The following is a 14,496-nucleotide window of genomic DNA, read 5'->3' as shown; positions in this document are numbered from 1 at the left end:
TCAACGGCTGCGCGTGATGCTCAAACCCTTGAGCAGGCTCAGCGCCTGGGCCAGTTGGTAATCATCGTCCTGGGGCATCGGCTTGGCTTTGGCGCCGCTGCCGGTCGGCTGATCGGCGCCGCCGTTGCCATTGCCCAGGTGACCTTGCAGGTCGGCCTCTTTGTAATACTCGCTATCGATCTCGTTGGTGATCTTGGCTTTGCGCACTTCGATGTCCGGCACGATGCCCTGGGCCTGGATCGAACGGCCGTTCGGCGTGTAGTACAGCGCGGTGGTGATCTTCAGGGCGCGCTCATTGTTCAGCGGCAGCACGGTCTGTACCGAGCCTTTGCCGAAGCTGGTGGTGCCCATCAGCACGCCGCGTTTCTGGTCTTGCAGAGCGCCGGCGACGATCTCCGAGGCCGAGGCACTGCCGCCGTTGATCAGCACGGCCAATGGCACGTTCTCGCTGAGGTCGTTACCGGTGGCCGAGAAGCGCAGCTCGGAGTTGGCGATACGGCCCTTGGTGTACACGATCAACCCTTTGGTGATGAAGTGGTCCACCACTTCCACCGCCGACTGTAAGACGCCGCCGGGGTTATTGCGCAGGTCGAGCACAATGCCGTTGAGTTTCTTGCCGTTATCCTTGCGCAGCTTGGCCAGGGCCTTGGCTACTTCGTCGCCGGTCTTGACTTGGAACTGGGTGATGCGGATGTAGCCGTAGCCCGACTCCAGCAACTGGCTCTTCACGCTCTTGACCGTGATGGTCGCGCGGGTCAGCGTCACGTCGAACGGGTTACCGCCGTCGCGCACCAGGGTCAGGGTGATTTTCTGGCCGATCTTGCCGCGCATCTTGTCGACGGCTTCGGTCATGCTCTGGCCGCGGGTCGGCTGACCATTGATCTTGACGATAAAGTCGCCGGCCTGGATGCCGGCCTTGGAAGCAGGGGTGTCGTCGATCGGCGAGACCACTTTGATATTGCCGTCTTCGGAGCCGACCTCGATGCCCAGGCCACCGAATTCACCGCTGGTGCTCTCCTGCAGCTCGGCGAAATCTTCCGGGCCCAGGTAGGCGGAGTGTGGGTCGAGGTTGCTGAGCATGCCCTTGATGGCATTTTCCAGCAGGGTCTTGTCGTCCACGGGTTCAACGTAGGCTGCCTTGATCCGGTCCATGACCTCGGCGAACGTGCGCAGCTCATCCAGCGGCAACGGCGCCTTGGTGGTCGCGGCCGTGGCGGCGGGTGCAGCCGGAGCGGCCTGGTCGGCCAAAGCCAGAGGCGCGCCGATCACCAGAGCGATCGTCAGGGCCAGCGAAGTGAGGCGGGACAAATGCAGCATGTCGAACGAACTCCTAATGTAGATGCGACCCTTATCCTTGGGTTCTGCACCATTGTGCGGGATCGCTCGGGCGACCCTGCTGACGAATAGCGAAGTACAGCGCCGGGGTGTCCTGGCCGCCACTGTTACCGACAGTGGAGATGGACTCACCGGCTTTTACAACATCACCTGCCGACTTGAGTAATGTCTGATTGTGGCCGTAAAGGCTCAAATAGCCATTGCCGTGGTCGAGAATCACCAACAAACCGGCGCCGCGCAACCAATCGGCAAACACCACGCGCCCGCCGTGTACGGCGTGGACCGGGCTGCCGGCGGCGGCGCTGATCATCACCCCGTCCCATTTGGCGCGGGTGTCATCGCCACGGGTTTCCCCAAAGCGTGCCAATAGTCGACCATCAACTGGCCATGGAAGTTTGCCTCGCGCCGAAGCAAAGGGGCCGCCGAAGGACTCGCCGGCGCTGGAAACCAGTGGCCCCGGCGCTGTATGTGCCGGTTTGCGCGGTGCCGGAGCGTCGGTGGTGGCCGCCAGTTCAGCTTCGCGCTGACGCTTTTTTTCCGCTTCCTGCTGGGCGATCAGGGCTTTTTGCCGCGCTTCTTCGGCCTCGCGCGCCTGGCGGGCCAGGGTCTCTTCGATGGTCTTTAGTACTTTGGCCAGGTCGGCCTGGTCCTGCTCGCGGGCCTGCAACTTGGCATCGCGGGCTTTTACGTCGTCGTTGAGCTTGGCCAGCGCCAGTTGGCGTTCCTTGCGAACCTTGTCCAGTTCGTCGCGCTGGGCATTGAGGCTGCTTTTCTGGTCCTCCAGCTGAGACTGCTGGTTGGCGATTTCCTGCTCCACGTTCACCAACTGGCGCAGGGTCTCGTTGAAGCTTTTCAATTGCTCCAGACGGGCCTTGCTCAGGTAATCGTAATAGGTAAGGGTGCGCGCGAATTTTTCCGGGTTTTGCTGGTTGAGCAGCAGCTTGAGGTACTCCTGGCGGCCGCTCTGGTAAGCGGCGCGGGCCTGGATCGCGATCAGGCGTTGCTGTTCAACGCGTGCGCTCTGGAGTTTTTTTTTCTCAGCGTCGAGTCGCTCCAGTTCCGACTCGCTCTTCTTTAGTTCTTTTTGCAACTCCTGGACTTGCTTCTCCAGCTTGCCCATTTCGGTTTCTGTACCGCGCAGGTCCTTTTGCACTCCGGATTTTTCTTCCTGGAGTTTGCCAAGCAGCTTCTTCAGCTCGGCAATGTCCTGACGCGTAGCGTCCAACTGTTGTTGGGTTTGTGCGCGCTCGTCGGCAAACGCCGGTTGGAGCAGGCAGACAAGAACAAGGGTAATCAAGGCGCGAAGCATAGAGGCGGGCGACACCAGGGGAAAGGGACGGCCTAGTATGCCCGCCAAGCGCTGCAAAAAAAACGCCCAATTCGGGCAAGCGGACAAGATAGGCGCCGAGTGGCGGTGGTATGGCAAAAAGATATCTGCCAAACACTTAAAAGCCAGTGTGGGAGGGGGAAAGCCCTCTCACACTGTTTGTTTGGATCAGACCAGGATTGAGGTGCCAGTCATCTCTTTGGGCTTCTCCAACCCCATCAGCATCAGCATGGTCGGTGCCACATCCGCCAGCACGCCGCCTTTACGCACTTTGAAATCGCGCTTGCCGACGTAGATGAACGGCACGGGCTCGGTGGTGTGGGCGGTGTGAGCCTGGCCGGTGGATTCGTCGGACATCTGCTCGCAGTTGCCGTGGTCCGCCGTGATCAGCGCTTCGCCGCCGACTTTTTCCAGGGCGTCAACGATGCGGCCGACGCAGGTATCCAGGCATTCCACCGCCTTGGTTGCGGCTTCCAGGTTGCCGCTATGGCCGACCATGTCCCCGTTGGCGTAGTTGACCACGATCACGTCGTAACGCTGGTGGTCGATGGCGTCGACGATTTTGTCGGTGACTTCCGGTGCGCTCATTTCCGGCTGCAGATCGTAGGTGGCGACTTTCGGCGATGGAATCAGGATGCGCTCTTCGCCTGGGAACGGTTCTTCACGACCGCCGGAGAAGAAGAAGGTCACGTGAGCGTATTTCTCGGTTTCAGCGATACGCAGTTGGGTCTTGCCGTTTTTCGCCAGGTAGTCGCCAAGCACGTTGTCCAGGCTGCCCGGCGCGAAAGCTGCGGGGGCGGGAATGCTGGCGGCGTATTGGGTCAGGCCGACGTATTGCACTTTCGGCTGGCGGGCCCGTTCGAATTCCTTGAAGTCGTCTTCAACGAATACGCGGCTCAGCTCGCGGGCACGGTCGGCACGGAAGTTCATGAACACCACGGCATCGCCGTCTTCGACTTTGACCGGCTCGCCGATGGTGGTGGCCTTGACGAACTCATCGCTCTCGCCGCGGGCGTAGGCGGCTTCGAGACCTTCCTGGGCGGTGGCGGCGTTGAACTCGGCCTGGCCGTCGACGATCAGGTTGTAGGCTTGGGAGACGCGGTCCCAGCGATTGTCGCGGTCCATGGCGAAGTAACGGCCGATCAGGCTGGCGATGCGGCCCTTGCCCAGCGCGGTAAAGGTGGCATCCAGCAGTTCGATGGACGATTGCGCGCTTTTAGGCGGTGTGTCGCGACCGTCGAGGAAGGCGTGCAGGTAAATCTTATCGGCGCCGCGCTTAAAGGCCAGTTCGGCCATGGCCACCAAATGGTCCTGATGGCTGTGCACGCCGCCGTCGGACAGCAGACCCATGAAGTGCACGGCCTTGCCGGCCGCGACTGCTTTATCCACCGCCGCGCAGATGGTCGGGTTCTCGAAGAACTCGCCATCGCGGATCGCTTTGGTCACGCGGGTGAAGTCCTGATAGACCACTCGTCCGGCGCCGAGATTCATGTGGCCGACTTCCGAGTTGCCCATCTGGCCGTCCGGCAGGCCCACGTCCATGCCCGAACCGGAAATCAGGCCGTTGGGTACGCTGGCCGTGAGGCGGTCGAGGACGGGCTTGTTAGCCGCGTATACGGCGTTGTCGTGGTGGCTTTCACTGTGTCCGAAGCCATCGAGAATTATCAGGACCAAAGGTTTAGGCGTGGTAGTCATAGATCCTCTCGCGGCGTTAATAAAGGAAGGCAATTGAAAAGGGAGTGGCAGTTTAAAGCGAAGTTCCGAGCACGTCACCGCTTTACGGGGGTTGGCCCCCCCTGGCGGCTGTGTATACTTACCGCCATTTTAACGCCCTGGAACCTCCTTGATGGTTGATCACCTGATTGCATTTGCCACTGCCCATTATCTGCTCGTGGGTGCCTTTGTCATTCTGCTGGCGCTGCTGATCGCTCATGAAATGAGCCGTGGTGGCCGCAGCCTGAGCACGTCGGAACTGACCGCACTGGTCAACAAGGATGAGGCCGTTGTGGTGGATATCCGCCCGGCCAAGGATTTCGCCACCGGCCATATCGTCGGCGCATTGAACATCCCCCAGGACAAGCTGATCGCCCGCCTGGCCGAGCTGGAAAAGCACAAGGCCAAGACCATCATCCTGGTCGACGCCCAGGGCCAGCACGCCGGTACCCATGCCCGCGAGATGCTCAAGAGCGGCTTCACCGCCGCCAAGCTCTCCGGTGGCATCAGCAGCTGGCGCGCCGATAACCTGCCGCTGGTGAAGTGATATGAGCCAGGTCGTCGTATATTCCAGCGATTGGTGCCCGTACTGCATGCGGGCCAAGGCCCTGCTTGAGAAGAAGGGCGTTGCGTTCGAAGAGATCAAGGTCGACGGTAAGCCCCAGGTGCGTGCCGAAATGGCCCAGAAAGCGGGGCGTACGTCCGTGCCGCAGATCTGGATCGGCACCCAGCACGTCGGTGGTTGCGATGACCTGTTTGCTTTGGAGCGCGCCGGTAAACTCGATGCGCTGCTGGCCGCCTGACTCCCAAACCCTTAAAGACCCCAAGATAGAGAAGGATCTGCGATGACTGATCAACAGAACACCGAAGCAGCAGAAGCCCAAGGCCCGCAATTCTCGCTGCAACGGATCTATGTGCGTGACCTGTCCTTCGAAGCGCCGAAAAGCCCGGCCATCTTCCGTCAGGAGTGGACACCAAGCGTTGCCCTGGACCTGAACACCCGTCAGAAAGCCCTGGAAGGCGACTTCCACGAAGTGGTGCTGACCCTGTCGGTTACCGTCAAGAACGGCGAAGAAGTGGCTTTTATCGCTGAAGTGCAACAGGCCGGTATCTTCCTGATCCAAGGCCTGGACGAAGCTTCCATGAGCCACACGTTGGGTGCGTTCTGCCCGAACATCCTGTTCCCGTACGCTCGCGAGACCCTGGACAGCCTGGTGACCCGTGGTTCGTTCCCCGCATTGATGCTGGCGCCGGTGAACTTCGATGCCCTGTACGCGCAAGAGCTGCAGCGCATGCAGCAGGAAGGCGCGCCGACGGTTCAGTAATCTGTAACCGACGCAGCACCCAATGTGGGAGGGGGCTTGCCCCCGATTGCGGTGGATCAGTCACACATAAGTTGACTGACACTTCGCCATCGGGGGGCAAGCCCCCTCCCACATTTGTTTTGTGTATTACTTGAAACCGAGTTGGCGCCAGCCTTCATAGACCGCCACGGCGACGGTATTGGACAGGTTCAGGCTGCGGCAGCCCTCGCGCATCGGCAGGCGCAGGCGATGGCCGTCGGGCAGGGCGTCGAGCACGTCGGCGGGCAAGCCACGGCTTTCCGGACCGAACAGAAACGCGTCGCCTTCGGCAAAACTGGCATCATGAAATGGGCGCGAGCCTTTGGTGGTAAACGCGAACAGCCGTGGATGGCCGAGGCTTTCCAGGCAACTGGCCAAATCGGCATGGCGCTTGAGGGTGGCGTACTCGTGGTAGTCCAGTCCCGCGCGACGCAGACGCTTGTCGTCCATGTCAAAGCCCAGGGGCTCGATCAAATGCAGGTGGCAGCCACTGTTGGCGCACAGCCTGATAACGTTGCCGGTATTCGGCGGAATTTCTGGTTGAAAAAGGATGACGTGAAACATGCACGGCTCCGAAGGCAAAGATGCGCTGCATTCTACCCCCGAAGAGGATCCAAGGCCGAAGCTATTGCCGAGGGTTATGGGGTCATTGGCGATTGTCGGCTTGATGGTGGGCCTGATGATCGGCCGCCTGACCATTCCCGACCCGGTTGAGTTACAGCAGGTCGAAACGGCGCCGGACGGTGTGGTGGTGTGGTTCAACAGTGAACCCCAACTGCACGGCGAACATATCGACGGCACCGTGGCGCTGTTGTTCGACGCCCAGGGCAAGGCTGCCAGTGGGCAGCTCAAGGTCAACGATAAGGACGTGAACTGGCGCATCCGCAAGACCGATGGTGGCTTGCTGCTGAACCTGGTGGCGGCGCGGCCGTTGCGCGGAGAGTGGAAAGGCGCTGAGGCCGACGGCCGCTGGCGGCTGGAGATCCATCTCCAAGGGCAATAAAAGAGGGAGTTCCCGGCCTGCCTGTACCAGGGCTCCCAAAACGGGGTGAAGCCGTAAAGGCTTCGGCGTTAAAGAGGGGATTCTCGGCCTGCCTGTACCAAGGTCCCCGAAACTGGGTAGTACCAAGGTTATTGCAGGGCGCGTGCCAGAGTTTGCAATTTTCCCCAAAAAATCATGCCGAAAAGCGCAAAGCCCCGGAATTCGGGGCTTTGGCGGTTTAAGCTCAGCAGCGGTGTTTAGCGGCGGTGGTGTTCAGGCGCTCGTGCCGGTGCCCGATGCCGGTTCATGGTGCATTGAATCGGTGCACGACCCTGAAGCTCTGTGACGGTTAAAATGTGGGAGGGGGCTTGCCCCTGATGGCGGTGTATCAGGCACAGAGGTTGTGACTGACCTACTGCTATCGGGGGCAAGCCCCCTCCACATTAGACCTCGGTAGATTGGAGATCAGGCGTCGTCGCCCTCGTCATCGTCCCCACCATCCACCTTCATGCCCAGTTCCTTGATCTTGCGCGTCAAGGTATTGCGCCCCCAACCCAGCAATACAGCGGCATCGCGGCGGCGACCGGCGGTGTGCTTGAGGGCGGTTTCGATCATGATCCGTTCGAAGGCCGGCACGGCGCTGTCCAGCAGGTTCGACTGGCCGCGTGCCAGGGCCTGGTCGGCCCATTGACGCAGGGCCTGTTCCCAGTTGGTCACCGGCGCGGAGTCCTGCGGCAGGCTCAGCAGCTCCGGGGGCAAGTCGCTGATGTGCACTTCGCGCCCGGACGCCATCACCGTGATCCAACGGCAGGTGTTCTCCAATTGGCGCACGTTGCCGGGCCATGGCAGGTTTTTCAGGTATTCCTCGGTCTCGCTCTTGAGCAGCTTCGGCTCGACGGCCAGTTCCTGGGCGGCGCGGCTGAGGAAGTGACGGGCGAGGGTCGGGATGTCTTCGCGACGATCCGACATGCGTGGGATATGGATGCGGATCACATTGAGGCGGTGGAACAAGTCCTCACGGAATTTGCCCGCGTGCACCAGGGTTTCCAGGTTCTGGTGGGTGGCGGCGATGATTCGCACGTCGACCTTCACCGGGGTGTGCCCGCCAACACGGTAGAACTCCCCATCGGCCAGCACGCGCAGTAAGCGGGTCTGGGTGTCGGCCGGCATGTCGCCGATCTCGTCGAGGAACAGGGTGCCGCCGTCGGCCTGTTCGAAGCGACCGCGACGCAGGTTGGCCGCGCCGGTGAAGGCGCCTTTTTCGTGGCCGAACAGTTCCGACTCCATCAAATCCTTCGGAATCGCCGCCATGTTCAAGGCGATAAACGGCGAGGCCGCCCGTGGGCTGTGACGATGCAGGGCGTGGGCCACCAACTCTTTACCGGTACCCGATTCGCCGTTGATCAACACGGTGATGTTGGAATGACTCAAGCGCCCGATAGCGCGAAACACTTCCTGCATCGCCGGCGCTTCGCCGATGATTTCCGGGGTGCGCGTCAGTGTCGGCGGCGCTTCCTGGTTCTGCTGTTCCTGGGCGTGCTGGTTGGCGCGTTTGACCAGCGCCACGGCCTCGTCCACATCGAAAGGCTTAGGCAGGTATTCAAACGCGCCGCCCTGATAGGACGCCACGGCGCTGTCCAGGTCGGAGTGGGCAGTCATGATGATCACCGGCAGGCGCGGGTGCTGCTCGCGAATCCGCGCCAGCAGGTCGAGGCCGCTGGCGCCGGGCATGCGGATATCGGAGATGATCACGTCGGGCTGCTGGCGCGCCAGGCGGCTCATCACGCCGTCGGCGCTGTCGAAGCTCTGGGTGGTCATGCCTTCCTGTTGCAAGGCTTTCTCCAGGACCCAGCGGATAGAACGGTCGTCATCGACGATCCACACAGTTTCACTACGGCTCATGTCGATGGGGCTCCTTGTTCCAGTGGCAGAAAGATCGAGAACGTGGTGTGGCCGGGATGGCTCTCACATTCGATCAGGCCCTGGTGCTGGCTGATGATGTTCTGGGTGATGGACAGGCCCAGCCCGGTACCGTCCGGGCGGCCGCTGACCATGGGAAAGAAAATGGTTTCCTGCAGTTCCGCAGGAATGCCCGGGCCGTTGTCGATGATCTCGACCTTGGTCACCAGGCGATGGCGCACGTGGCCAATAGTGAACTGACGCAGGGCGCGGGTACGCAGGCAGATGCGGCCCAGGCGCAGTTCGTTCTGACTGCTGATGGCCTGCATGGCGTTGCGCACAATATTGAGCACTGCCTGGATCATCTGCTCGCGGTCGATCAACACGTCGGGGATGCTTGGGTCGTAGTCGCGCACCAAGGTGATGCAGCCCTGGCTTTCGGCTTCGACCAGTTGGCAGACGCGCTCCAGCACTTCGTGCACGTTGGTCAGCGCCAGCGACGGCAACTTGTTGGAGCCGAGCATGCGATCCACCAGATTACGCAGGCGGTCGGCTTCTTCGATGATGACGTTGGTGTAGTCCTTGAGGTTCTCGTCCGGCAGCTCGCGGGCCAGTAACTGCGCCGCGCCACGGATTCCGCCGAGTGGGTTCTTGATCTCATGGGCCAAGCCGCGCACCAGCATCTTGCTGGTTTCCTGCTTGGACAGCTGCGCTTCCTCTTTGGTAATGCGCAGCAGGCGATCGCGGGGGTGTACTTCAAGCAGCAGCAGCGTGGCGCCGTTGCTCAGGATCGGGGTTACGGCGTAGTCGACGGTGAGGGTCTGGCCGGTAAGGGCGGTGAGCATCGCTTCGCGCTTGGTGAAGGGGTGCGCCTGTTCAACCGCCTGGCGCAACGAACTCAAGGCCTCGGCCGACTCGGTGAACAATTCGCTGATGAACTGCCCATGGCTGCGCTGGCCGCTGATGGCCAGGAGCATTTCCGCCGCCGGGTTCATGTACTCAAGACGTAGATCGTCATTGAGCAGGATGGTCGCGGTGGTCAGGTTGTCGAGTAGCAAACGGTGCAGTGCATCGCTGATGGTCATCAGGACCTCTTTTGGAGCAAGGCGCGGGCTTGAGGCACACGCTGATACCAAGAAAATGCAAAAACCAAACCAAGGCTCCGAAAAGAAGCGCGCAGGCCCTGAAATAAGGGTTTTTGGCGCGAAACTGTGGCGTTCTGCCAGCTTTATCGTGAAGTTTCGAACCAAAATGGGTTTTCGGATTGGGTAGGGTGCAACTTGTTGCACCAATATAGTGCGAATTGATGACGTTTGTTCAGCAAGCGTGAAGGCAGGATCGTTTGGGGCAAACGATCCTGCGTTGCGTAAGGCGGTCAGTGGGTTTGCGAAAGCGGTATACCGGGGCTACCGGCATAGAACACCAGCAGTTCGACCGGCGTGTCGCCCGTACTGCCGCGATGCTCGATGCCCACCATTTCGGCCAGCGTATCGCCTTGGCGCAATGTGCGGGTGGCACCGCTCTCACGGGCTTCGACCTGCAATTCGCCGGAAAGGATATACGCCGCGTTGGGTATGGGATGGGTGTGCCACGGCAATTGGGTATTGGCCGGGATGTTGAGGCGTATCAGGGTCAACTGTGGTGTGCCCGAAGGGTAAGCCGTGTAAGGCGTGCCGTCCCATGACTCGCTGCTTTGCAGCAGTAACTCGGTTTTGATGGGGGCCGTATTCGGTTGTGGGGTGGTGCAGCCGAGCGCGGACAAGCACGCGGCTGCAGCGATCAAGCCGTTGAAGGATTTCATGGGGCCATCCTGTGTGGTCAATGACCCGCCAGGCTAGGGTGAGCCCCCAATCGGAAGATGCCGGAAACTGCCTAGGATGAGGTAGTCCACGTATTTATTTGCTGGCAGGCGCCTGGAGGCATAGCTCGCCAGTGGCGCGGGCTCTTGCTATCTGCATCAAGGGCTCGTGCAGTGGCTCGTGAATCGCCCTGGCCACCCATTGAGGGCATTGCGGGTTGTTACGCTGTGGGGCGAAGTCGGCTAATTGCTGCAAGAGGCGTTTTTGAAGCTGATCCAGCTGCGGGCGGATTTTACCCACCAAGTCCGGGCGTGGCAGATCCGGGGCCTTGCCCATGAACTGCCAGTCGGACAAGCGCGTGTATTGCACGAGTTTGTTGGCCTCGATCTGCGCGGCGAAAAACTGCTCGGCAACGGCTGGGTCGAGTTTGTAGTTGGGCGCCTGGGCGGCGACGCTGGCGAGCACTTCCTGTTCGCGCTGTTTATCTTCTACCGGCTTTTTGCTGTCCCATTTGCTCAGCGCGACCTGGTCGGCGATGGCCAGGCGTTCGGCGATGCTGTTGAGTAAAGGTTCCAGGCTGGGCGGCGCAGCGCTGGCGCTGGCGCTGGCCAATAAAAAAGCGAACACAAGTCGACGCTTCAAGGCTGATCTCCTTGTGGGAGGGGGCTACACCCGATGGCAGAGTGTCAGTCAGCACCTGTATCAGCTGATCCACCGCTATCGGGAGCAAGCTCCCTCCCACCTTTTTGATTGGGTTTGCAGATACGGAGCTATGTAATGTCCGGGCAAAAAAAAGACCTCCCGAAGGAGGCCTTTTTCATCGCGCTACGTCAAGCAGCGCAACCGGATCAGCAGCTGTAGTACAGCTCGTATTCCAGTGGGTGTACGAAGGTGCGTACTTTGATTTCTTCTTCGCTTTTCAGGGCGATGTAGGCATCGATAAAGTCGTCGCTGAACACGCCGCCTTTGGTGAGGAACGCACGGCCCTTGTCCAGCTCTTCCAGGGCTTCTTTCAGGCTGCCGCACACTTGTGGGATCTCTTTGGCCTCTTCAGGCGGCAGGTCGTACAAGTTTTTGTCGGCGGCGTCGCCAGGGTGGATCTTGTTCTGGATGCCGTCCAGGCCAGCCATCAGCAGGGCGGCAAAGCCCAGGTATGGGTTGGCTGCCGGATCCGGGAAGCGAGCTTCGATACGGCGAGCGCGAGGGCTGGACACGTAAGGAATACGGATCGAAGCCGAACGGTTGCGAGCCGAGTAGGCCAGCATTACAGGTGCTTCGAAACCTGGCACCAGACGCTTGTAGGAGTTGGTCGATGGGTTGGTGAAGCCGTTCAGGGCCTTACCGTGCTTGATGATGCCGCCGATGAAGTACAGGGCGGTGTCGGACAGGCCGGCATAACCTTCGCCAGCGAAGGTGTTCTTGCCTTCTTTGGCGATGGACAGGTGAACGTGCATACCCGAACCGTTATCGCCGTACAGAGGCTTAGGCATGAAGGTAGCGGTACGGCCGTAAGCTACTGCAGTGTTGTGCACGCAGTATTTCAGGGTCTGAACTTCGTCAGCCTTGGCCACCAGGGTGTTGAACTTCACACCGATTTCGTTCTGGCCGGCAGTGGCCACTTCGTGGTGGTGCACTTCGATGACCAGGCCCATGTCTTCCATGGCGTTGCACATGGAGGTACGGATTTCGTGGTCGTGGTCGAATGGCGGAACTGGGAAGTAGCCACCTTTGATACCTGGACGGTGGCCATGGTTGCCGCCTTCCACGTCCTGGTCGGACATCCACGAACCTTGTTCGGAGTAGATTTTGAACATGGAGCCGGAGATGTCGGATTTGAACTTCACTTCGTCGAAAATGAAGAACTCTGGCTCCGGGCCTACGAATACGGTGTCACCGATACCGGTGGACTTGAGGTATTCCTCGGCACGCTTGGCGATCGCACGTGGGTCGCGGTCGTAGCCTTGCATGGTCGAAGGCTCGATTACGTCGCATACCAGGATCAGGGTCGGCTCTTCGGTGAATGGGTCCAGCACGGCAGTGCTGTCGTCCGGCATCAGGATCATGTCGGAGGCTTCGATGCCTTTCCAGCCAGCAATGGAGGAACCGTCGAACATTTTGCCTTCTTCGAAGAAAGCTTCATCCAGCGCGTCGCGAGCCGGCATGGTCACGTGGTGCTGAGTGCCTTTGGTGTCCGTGAAGCGCAGATCAATCCATTTAACGTCATGATCTTTGATGAGTTGAACCGACTTCGACATAGTGTCCTCCGGGTGGCTTCGGGCTGGGGTAGTGGAGTTAGCCCTTAGAATGTGGGTGATGCCGGCGCGGATACTCCGCCATGGCAACCTGCCTCACAAGAGAGCAAATTGCATGCCAGTGCGCCAACATGGGTTTTCTGTTCCAAAAACGCCCCTATAAAGGTGCATTGCGACAAAACTGCAAAAACAGCGCACCGCAATGTGGCGCGGCTCGCGTTAAACGCACTGCTTTAGTGCGTGGCGGTTGAAGTGCATATTAACTGGTTAAACCTTGAGCGATTTCCGCTATAATCCGCGCCCCCCTTTTTCGGCAGGCCCTGCGCGCGCTGTTTCCATGAAATTAATCGTTAAAGTCTTCCCCGAGATCACCATCAAAAGCCGACCGGTACGGACGCGTTTCATCCGTCAGTTGGCCAAGAACATCCGTGCCGTGCTCCGCGATCTGGACCCGGCTGTGGTGGTGAACGGCGTGTGGGACAACCTCGAACTGGAAACCCGTGTTACCGACCCCAAAGCCTTGAAGGATATGACCGAACGCCTGAGCTGCATGCCGGGCATCGCGCATTTTCTGCAGGTGGACGAATACCCGCTCGGCGACTTCGACGACATCACCGAGAAGTGCAAACGGCACTACGGCAGCTCGCTGGAAGGCAAGATTTTTTCTGTGCGCTGCAAGCGTGCCGGCAAGCATCCGTTCAGCTCGATGGACGTCGAGAAATACGTCGGCAGCAAGCTGCGTCGCGAGTGCGGCGCCGCCGGAATCTCCCTGAAAGCGCCGCAAATTGAAGTGCGCATGGAAATTCGCGACCAACGGTTGTTTGTGATCCACAGCCAGCACAACAGCATCGGCGGTTACCCGCTGGGCGCCCTGGAACAGACCCTGGTATTGATGTCCGGCGGTTTCGATTCCACGGTGGCGGCCTACCAGATCATGCGCCGCGGCCTGATGAGCCACTTCTGCTTCTTCAACCTGGGCGGGCGTGCACATGAATTGGGCGTGATGGAAGTCGCGCACTATATCTGGAAGAAATACGGCAGCTCCCAGCGTGTGCTATTTGTGAGCGTGCCGTTCGAGGAAGTGCTGGGAGAAATTCTCGGCAAAGTCGATAACAGTCATATGGGCGTAGTATTGAAGCGTATGATGTTGCGCGCTGCGTCCCGAATTGCCGATCAATTGCAGATCGACGCGCTGGTGACCGGTGAAGCGATTTCCCAGGTGTCCAGCCAGACTCTGCCCAACCTGTCGATCATCGACTGCGTCACCGAGAAGCTGGTGTTGCGTCCGCTGATCGCCAGTCACAAGCAGGACATCATCGACCTGGCAGAGCAAATCGGCACCGCCGACTTTGCCAAACATATGCCGGAGTACTGCGGGGTCATTTCGGTGAACCCCAAGACCCACGCCAAGCGTCACCGCGTGGAGCATGAAGAGAAAGAATTCGACATGGCGATTCTGGAGCGTGCGCTCGAGAACGCCAAACTGGTCCCGATCGATCGCGTGATCGACGAGTTGGGCCAGGATGTGCAGATCGAAGAAGTCAGCGAAGCCCTGGCCGGCCAGATCGTCATCGACATCCGTCACCCGGATGCCGCCGAGGACGAGCCGCTGGAGATTCCTGGCATCGACGTACAAACGCTGCCGTTCTATGCATTGAACGCGCGTTTCAAGGAACTGGATAACAGCCGTCAGTACCTGTTGTATTGCGACAAAGGCGTCATGAGTCGCCTGCATGCTCACCATTTGCTCAGTGAGGGGCATGCCAATGTGCGCGTTTATCGACCGAGCTAAGAGCCCGGGGCTGTTTGCCTGTGGCCTGCGTCACCGGCCCCCCGACTCTGCCGT

14 protein-coding genes are annotated in these 14,496 nt (G+C 60.0%); 5 read left to right on the top strand and 9 right to left on the bottom strand.

Annotation, left to right across the window (positions count from 1 at the left end; genetic code table 11):
- The 3 genes from K1567_RS14420 to gpmI form a co-directional block, all read right to left on the bottom strand.
- Window positions 1-1,317: a S41 family peptidase gene (locus K1567_RS14420; protein ID WP_034095441.1), complete on the bottom strand. Its 1,317-nt coding sequence runs from the start codon at window positions 1,315-1,317 to the stop codon at window positions 1-3.
- Window positions 1,318-1,348: 31 nt separating this feature from the next.
- Window positions 1,349-2,644 (bottom strand): murein hydrolase activator EnvC, encoded by a 1,296-nt coding sequence (locus K1567_RS14415; RefSeq protein WP_034095442.1) that lies wholly within the window; start codon window positions 2,642-2,644, stop codon window positions 1,349-1,351.
- 186 nt (window positions 2,645-2,830) lie between these two features.
- Complete coding sequence (gpmI, locus tag K1567_RS14410) at window positions 2,831-4,357, bottom strand: 2,3-bisphosphoglycerate-independent phosphoglycerate mutase (RefSeq protein ID WP_099313018.1); 1,527 nt, start codon at window positions 4,355-4,357, stop codon at window positions 2,831-2,833.
- Window positions 4,358-4,508: 151 nt separating this feature from the next.
- On the opposite strand from gpmI, the gene K1567_RS14405 reads away from it, so the two are divergent.
- Genes K1567_RS14405 through secB form a run of 3 tightly spaced genes read left to right on the top strand, consistent with a single transcriptional unit; the run spans window position 4,509 to window position 5,700 of the window.
- On the top strand, window positions 4,509-4,922 hold the full coding sequence (locus K1567_RS14405) for a rhodanese-like domain-containing protein (RefSeq protein WP_034095444.1): 414 nt from the start codon (window positions 4,509-4,511) through the stop codon (window positions 4,920-4,922).
- Window position 4,923: 1 nt separating this feature from the next.
- Complete coding sequence (gene grxC, locus K1567_RS14400; RefSeq protein WP_034095445.1) at window positions 4,924-5,178, top strand: glutaredoxin 3; 255 nt, start codon at window positions 4,924-4,926, stop codon at window positions 5,176-5,178.
- A gap of 42 nt (window positions 5,179-5,220) precedes the next feature.
- Window positions 5,221-5,700: a protein-export chaperone SecB gene (secB, locus tag K1567_RS14395; RefSeq protein WP_014716520.1), complete on the top strand. Its 480-nt coding sequence runs from the start codon at window positions 5,221-5,223 to the stop codon at window positions 5,698-5,700.
- A 126-nt stretch (window positions 5,701-5,826) separates the two neighbouring features.
- On the opposite strand, the gene K1567_RS14390 is transcribed toward secB, so the two are convergent.
- Window positions 5,827-6,282: a tRNA (cytidine(34)-2'-O)-methyltransferase gene (locus tag K1567_RS14390; RefSeq protein WP_034095446.1), complete on the bottom strand. Its 456-nt coding sequence runs from the start codon at window positions 6,280-6,282 to the stop codon at window positions 5,827-5,829.
- On the opposite strand from K1567_RS14390, the gene K1567_RS14385 reads away from it, so the two are divergent.
- Window positions 6,281-6,721, top strand: a complete 441-nt coding sequence (locus K1567_RS14385; RefSeq protein ID WP_040265722.1) for a hypothetical protein — start codon at window positions 6,281-6,283, stop codon at window positions 6,719-6,721. The genes K1567_RS14390 and K1567_RS14385 overlap by 2 nt on opposite strands.
- A 444-nt stretch (window positions 6,722-7,165) precedes the next feature.
- Here K1567_RS14385 and ntrC read toward each other — a convergent pair whose 3' ends face one another.
- The 5 genes from ntrC to glnA all read right to left on the bottom strand — a co-directional run bounded on the left by ntrC (window position 7,166) and on the right by glnA (window position 12,653).
- The gene (gene ntrC, locus K1567_RS14380) at window positions 7,166-8,602 is read right to left on the bottom strand and encodes a nitrogen regulation protein NR(I) (RefSeq protein WP_034095448.1); all 1,437 of its coding nucleotides are present in this window, start codon (window positions 8,600-8,602) and stop codon (window positions 7,166-7,168) included.
- On the bottom strand, window positions 8,599-9,684 hold the full coding sequence (glnL, locus tag K1567_RS14375; protein ID WP_034095449.1) for a nitrogen regulation protein NR(II): 1,086 nt from the start codon (window positions 9,682-9,684) through the stop codon (window positions 8,599-8,601). The genes ntrC and glnL overlap by 4 nt, the downstream gene beginning before the upstream one ends.
- Window positions 9,685-9,974: 290 nt before the next feature.
- Complete coding sequence (locus K1567_RS14370) at window positions 9,975-10,400, bottom strand: cupin domain-containing protein (protein WP_040265724.1); 426 nt, start codon at window positions 10,398-10,400, stop codon at window positions 9,975-9,977.
- 94 nt (window positions 10,401-10,494) lie between these two features.
- Complete coding sequence (locus K1567_RS14365; protein ID WP_169867893.1) at window positions 10,495-11,040, bottom strand: chorismate mutase; 546 nt, start codon at window positions 11,038-11,040, stop codon at window positions 10,495-10,497.
- A 206-nt stretch (window positions 11,041-11,246) separates the two neighbouring features.
- The gene (glnA, locus tag K1567_RS14360) at window positions 11,247-12,653 is read right to left on the bottom strand and encodes a type I glutamate--ammonia ligase (RefSeq protein ID WP_040265726.1); all 1,407 of its coding nucleotides are present in this window, start codon (window positions 12,651-12,653) and stop codon (window positions 11,247-11,249) included.
- A gap of 334 nt (window positions 12,654-12,987) precedes the next feature.
- Here glnA and thiI point away from each other — a divergent pair, with 334 nt between their 5' ends.
- On the top strand, window positions 12,988-14,442 hold the full coding sequence (thiI, locus tag K1567_RS14355) for a tRNA uracil 4-sulfurtransferase ThiI (RefSeq protein ID WP_034095453.1): 1,455 nt from the start codon (window positions 12,988-12,990) through the stop codon (window positions 14,440-14,442).
- Window positions 14,443-14,496 lie beyond the last annotated feature (54 nt).

The organism is Pseudomonas sp. S5F11 (genome assembly GCF_019641515.1).
GTDB lineage: Bacteria > Pseudomonadota > Gammaproteobacteria > Pseudomonadales > Pseudomonadaceae > Aquipseudomonas > Aquipseudomonas rhodesiae.
The sequence above is the reverse complement of the archived record's forward strand: the minus strand, read 5'-3'. Positions and strand labels throughout refer to the sequence as shown.